The 3882-nt window shown below is 59.6% G+C and carries 3 protein-coding genes; 2 read left to right on the top strand and 1 reads right to left on the bottom strand.

Annotation, left to right across the window (positions count from 1 at the left end; genetic code table 11):
• The first annotated feature begins 86 nt into the window (after positions 1 to 86).
• Together HMPREF2528_RS09190 and HMPREF2528_RS01115 are read left to right on the top strand one after the other, a co-directional pair.
• Complete coding sequence (locus tag HMPREF2528_RS09190) at positions 87 to 485, top strand: helix-turn-helix domain-containing protein (protein WP_210397082.1); 399 nt, start codon at positions 87 to 89, stop codon at positions 483 to 485.
• Positions 443 to 1381, top strand: a complete 939-nt coding sequence (locus tag HMPREF2528_RS01115; protein WP_210397079.1) for an IS30 family transposase — start codon at positions 443 to 445, stop codon at positions 1379 to 1381. Before HMPREF2528_RS09190 ends, HMPREF2528_RS01115 begins: the two co-directional genes overlap by 43 nt.
• Positions 1382 to 1601: 220 nt before the next feature.
• On the opposite strand, the gene tet(W) is transcribed toward HMPREF2528_RS01115, so the two are convergent.
• Positions 1602 to 3524 carry a tetracycline resistance ribosomal protection protein Tet(W) gene (gene tet(W) / locus HMPREF2528_RS01110; protein ID WP_049362095.1) on the bottom strand — a complete coding sequence of 641 codons (1923 nt, stop codon included), beginning with the start codon at positions 3522 to 3524 and terminating at the stop codon, positions 1602 to 1604.
• Positions 3525 to 3882: the final 358 nt, after the last annotated feature.

Genomic DNA, 3882 nt, shown 5'->3' with positions numbered 1-3882 from the left:
ACATTCATCCGCACATGTGCGGATGAATGTGGGAACCCGATACCCTGAGGGCCGGATCGGCCGGCCCCGGGAGATCGGAGGACGGCATGTCCGGAAAGAAGAAGAGCGGCTCCGCAAGGGCGGTCCCGAGGGCCTACGGAAGGCTCACGAGGCACGAGCGGGACACGGTCCAGAGGATGCTGGAGCGCAGGGCGTCGTGCAGGGAGATCGCGAGGGAGCTGGGCAGGTCGCCCTCGACGGTGAGCGCCGAGGTGGCGTCGCACAGGTTCGTGACGGCGCCGAAGGCCAGGCGCGGCGAGCGCGTGGACGCCTCCGCCGACCTGTCGGCGGCCTGCCCGCGCCTGGCGGCGTGGCCGCGCTGCTGCAACGGGTGCGGCCGGTACCGCGCGATCGGCTGCAAGCGCCGCCCCCACGTCTTCTACGAGGCCCGGGCCGCGCAGCTGTGCGCCGACTCGGTCCTCGTCTCGTCCAGGCGCGGGATATAGACGCCGACGAGCCCGCCGCGGCGGCCAGGCTGGAGGCGATAAGGGACTGCCTGCGCCGGGGGCTGTCGCCCGAGCAGATGGCGGCGCGCAACGGCGGCCCGGTGGACCTGTCGCCGTCGACCATCTACCGCTGGGTCTCGGCGGGCTACGACGGCATGACCAACATGGAGCTCAGGCGCAAGGTCGGCTACAGGCCGAGGAAGCGCGCCGCGGGCCGGGCGGCGACCCGCCACTCCGCCCGCAGGTCGCATGCCGCGTTCCTCGCCCTCGGGGAGGACGCGTGCGCCGCGGCCTGGGAGATGGACACCGTCGAGGGGGCCCGGGAGGACTCCGCCTGCCTGCTCACGCTGCTGCACCGCCCCAGCAGGCTCCAGCTCGCGCTGCCGCTGGAGGAGAAGACCGCCGGGTGCGTCGCGGACGCCCTGGAGGGCGTCCGGGCCATCCTCGGCGCCGACGGGACGCGCCGCGTGTTCCGCGCCGTCCTCACCGACAACGGCGCCGAGTCCTCCGACGAGGCGGCGATCGCGGCGCTGCTCGGCGAGGGGCCGGGCGAGACGAGGCTGTTCTACTGCGACCCCAGGCGCAGCGACCAGAAGGGCGCCTGCGAGCGCAACCACGTCGAGATCAGGAAGCTGCTGCCCAAGGGCGCCGGAATCAGGTTCGACCGGCTCGCCCCGGCCGACCTGGCGCTGGCCATGTCGCACGTGAACTCCGAGCCCCGCGGCGCGCTCGGCTTCGCGACGCCCGCGCGCGCCTTCAGGGCGATGCTCGGGGAGGACGCGGCGGCGCTGCTGGACGCCTACGGCGTGGAGGACGTGCCGCTCGGCGATCTCGACCTGACGCCGGGGCTCATCGAGAGGGCGCGCGCAGAGAGGGGCGATGCCCCGCTGGCCTAGCCTAGGAGAAAAACGGAATAGACGGACCGACCGTCCGGCTGAGTCTGGGAAGAGGTGCCGGGCGGCGGGCGGAGCATGGCCACCGGACCCATCGAAACACATCTCCACCATTCCTTCAACTGGGAAAATGCCGCCCCCGGGGCCCGGATAGGACCTCGGGGGCGTTCGGTTAACTGCGGGAGCGTGCCGTCAGCTCAATGTGTTCGGTTGGGATCGGAAATCAACCAGTGATCTTACTGAACATATGGCGCACCTTGTCCAGGCGGCTGTTTGGACGGCGGGGCTGGATGACTGGCTTGCCGACAGCGGCCTGATACCCTTTCAGTTCTGTAAGGCATACGCTCTGCCCGTTGGTGTAAAAGGCCAGATCAGTACGGTATGCCTGTATACAGCGGGCGGGAATCTCGCCAGTAAAGACAACTTCATCCTTTTTTACCTGGACCGTTTCGATGGTGGCACAGTATTTCGGTGCATCATGATAAGCCCTGGAAAGATATTCCCGGGGCGCATAGAGGGTGAAGGAGAGATAAGGTTCCAGCAGTTGCGTCCCTGATTCCTTCAATGCCTGTTCCAATACAATCGGGGCCAATGAGCGGAAGTCCGCCGGCGTGCTGACCGGACTGTAATAAAGCCCGTATTCAAAGCAAATCTTACAGTCCGTTACGTTCCAGCCGAACAAGCCCTGCTCCAGCCCGTAACGGATACCATCCCTGACAGCGTTTTGAAAACTCTGGTTCAAGTATCCCAGCGAAACCCGGCTCTCGTATTGTACACCGGAGCCAAGCGGGAGTGGTGTAACAGACAGTCCGATGGATGCCCAAAACGGGTTGGGCGGCACCTCGATATGGATGGTGTGGCTGGCTGCTTTGAGCGGCCGCTCCATATAAATGACGGTGGGTTCCTTTACCACTGTTTCAAGCTTGTATTTTTCCGACAGCAAAGCGGAAACAACCTCCAACTGCACCCGGCCCAAAAAAGAAAGAATGATCTCATGGGTGATGGAATCCACCTCGCAACGCAAAAGCGGGTCAGTATCCGCAAGTTGCGTAAGAGCGTCCAGCAGCCGTTCTCTTTGCGCTGCCGTTTTCGGCGCAATCGACGTCCGCAGCATGGGGAGGGGGTCCTCACGCCACCTTTTACGAGGGAGCCGGGTTGGGTCCCCTAATACATCGTTTAACCTCACGCTGTCGCTGGGAAGGATAACAATTTCACCCGGATAAGCGGTGTCTGTCCGAACAATTTCCCCTTTGGATGGAATACGCATCTCTGTGATTTTCAGCTTTTCTCTCCCGGCCAGGGCCACCGTATCCCGCAGGCGCAGCGTTCCGCTGTATAACCGTAGATAGACACGCCGCTGGCCGCAATCGGTGTACTCAACCTTGAAAACGCTGCCGCATAGGGCGGCGCCCCCCTGTTCCCCAATCGGTTGGAACAGCCCTGTCACCGCATCCATCAACGGTTGAATGCCAAGGCCATTTTTGGCGCTGCCATGATAGACTGGGAACAGGGAGGCGTCTTGAACCCGCTGCTGTTCCTCCCGCGCAAGTTTTTCCCGGCTGATTGGTTCTCCTGCGATATACTTTTCCAATAATTCATCGTTATTTTCGATGACCGCATCCCATGCTTCTATGTCGGTATTTTCCTCCAGGACTATTTCCGGGGACAGCGACACCGTCTGCTTGATGATAATATCGGCGGAGAGCTTATCCCGAACAGACTGAACCACGCTCTGCAAATCAACGCCAGCCTGGTCGATCTTGTTGATAAAGATAACGGTGGGAATGTTCATTTTCCGCAGGGCATTGAACAGAATACGGGTCTGGGCCTGCACGCCATCTTTAGCGGAGATCACCAAGATGGCCCCATCTAAAACAGCCAAAGAGCGGTACACCTCCGCCAAAAAATCCATGTGGCCGGGCGTATCCACAATGTTAACTTTACATCTGTGCCACTGGAAGGAAGTGACTGCCGCTTGAATGGTAATCCCACGCTGCCGCTCCAAAAACATGGTGTCCGTCCTCGTTGTCCCTTTTTCGACGCTCCCCGGTTCTGAAATGGCTCCGCTGGCATATAGCAGGCTCTCCGTCAAGGTCGTCTTTCCAGCGTCTACATGGGCAAGAATTCCAATATTGATTATTTTCATGTGATTGTCCTCCCTTTACAGCCCCAAAGGGCATAAAAATCCCCAGCAGTAAAATACTTTTACCACTGGGGATTATAAGTTGCGGACATACACATATACAGCATACACCTGTTTGTGATTGCTGTTTTTGGGGATATGTCAAAATTGATAAGGCAAAAGTATTCTTAAATTGGGTACAAAAAACTAAGCCCCTACAAAAGGAGCTATCATAATCCTTTGTTCCCACTATTTGATTATAGTTTTATTTAAGAATACCTTGCCGCATATTTTTTACTCCTTTTCTGGATTAAATCATTGTATCACATCAGTTTTAGGAAAGCAAGTAGGTCAAGTCCTGTGGAGTGGTGTAATCGTTTTG

The organism is Rothia sp. HMSC078H08 (genome assembly GCF_001808955.1).
Lineage (GTDB): Bacteria > Actinomycetota > Actinomycetes > Actinomycetales > Micrococcaceae > Rothia.
This window is presented reverse-complemented; position numbering and strand designations above follow the sequence as displayed.